Raw genomic sequence first — 1,853 nt, forward strand, 5'->3', positions numbered from 1 at the left:
CCTGTAAAAGACTCCTTAGAAAGGAGGTGATCCAGCCGCACCTTCCGGTACGGCTACCTTGTTACGACTTCGTCCCAATCGCCAGCCCCACCTTCACTCACTCCCTCCCCGAAGGGTTAGGCCGCAAGTTTCGGGTGTTGCCGACTTTCATGACGTGACGGGCGGTGTGTACAAGGCCCGGGAACGTATTCACCGCGGCGTTGCTGATCCGCGATTACTAGCGACTCCACCTTCATGGGGTCGAGTTGCAGACCCCAATCCGAACTGAGACCGGCTTTAAGGGATTCGCTCCACCTTACGGTATCGCACGCCCATTGTACCGGCCATTGTAGCATGTTTGCAGCCCAAGACATAAGGGGCATGATGACTTGACGTCGTCCCCACCTTCCTCCGAGTTGACCCCGGCAGTCTCCCATGAGTCCCCACCATTACGTGCTGGCAACATGGAACAAGGGTTGCGCTCGTTGCGGGACTTAACCCAACATCTCACGACACGAGCTGACGACAGCCATGCACCACCTGTCACCCACCAACTAAATGACCCTGTATCTCTACAGGTCCACGGGTGATGTCAAACCTTGGTAAGGTTCTTCGCGTTGCGTCGAATTAAGCAACATGCTCCGCCGCTTGTGCGGGCCCCCGTCAATTCCTTTGAGTTTTAGCCTTGCGGCCGTACTCCCCAGGCGGGGCGCTTAATGCGTTAGCTACGGCGCGGAAACCGTGGAAAGTCCCCACACCTAGCGCCCAACGTTTACGGCATGGACTACCAGGGTATCTAATCCTGTTCGCTCCCCATGCTTTCGCTCCTCAGCGTCAGGTAAGGCCCAGAGACCCGCCTTCGCCACCGGTGTTCCTCCTGATATCTGCGCATTTCACCGCTACACCAGGAATTCCAGTCTCCCCTACCTACCTCTAGCATGCCCGTATCCACTGCAGAACCGGAGTTAAGCCCCGGTCTTTCACAGCAGACGCGACACGCCGCCTACGAGCTCTTTACGCCCAATAATTCCGGACAACGCTCGGACCCTACGTATTACCGCGGCTGCTGGCACGTAGTTAGCCGGTCCTTATTCCCCACCTACCGTCAACCCCGAGAGAACCCGGAGCCTGCGTTGGTGGTAAAAGAGGTTTACAACCCGAAGGCCGTCATCCCCCACGCGGCGTCGCTGCGTCAGGCTTTCGCCCATTGCGCAATATTCCCCACTGCTGCCTCCCGCAGGAGTCTGGGCCGTGTCTCAGTCCCAGTGTGGCCGGTCGCCCTCTCAGGCCGGCTACCCGTAATCGCCTTGGTAGGCCGTTACCCCACCAACAAGCTGATAGGCCGCGAGCCCATCCCTGACCGAAAAAACTTTCCACCCTCCACCATGAGGCGGAAGGTCGTATCCGGTATTAGACGGCGTTTCCACCGCTTATCCCAGAGTCAGGGGCAGGTTGCTCACGTGTTACTCACCCGTTCGCCGCTCGTGTACCCCGAAGGGCCTTACCGCTCGACTTGCATGTGTTAAGCACGCCGCCAGCGTTCGTCCTGAGCCAGGATCAAACTCTCCATAAAGGTCACTCAACCCGACCCGGCGACCCGAAGATCAGCCTGGGAAGGGTAAACCTAGAAGAAATCCTGACCGGTCACTCTCGTGACCAATCAAAGGAACCCTCCACACCGAAGTGTGGTCGGGGCCAAAACAAACATGGCTTAAAGAAAATCAAACACGCGCTGTTGAGTTCTCAAGAAACAATCACGCTTCCCGTACAAGCTCCGGAACCAGTGTCCCGCTCTGCTCTTCCGTGGAAGGCTTTGTTCGCGTTCGCACCGTTTCCGGTGTTTCCCGCTGTGTTGTGTCTTTACTTTATCAGGT

1 rRNA gene is annotated in these 1,853 nt (G+C 57.4%); it reads right to left on the bottom strand.

What is annotated here, in order from left to right:
* Positions 1-19 precede the first annotated feature (19 nt).
* Positions 20-1,552 (bottom strand): 16S ribosomal RNA (locus TR33_RS25605).
* Positions 1,553-1,853 lie beyond the last annotated feature (301 nt).

Source organism: Nocardiopsis alba, assembly GCF_000710955.1.
Lineage (GTDB): Bacteria > Actinomycetota > Actinomycetes > Streptosporangiales > Streptosporangiaceae > Nocardiopsis > Nocardiopsis alba.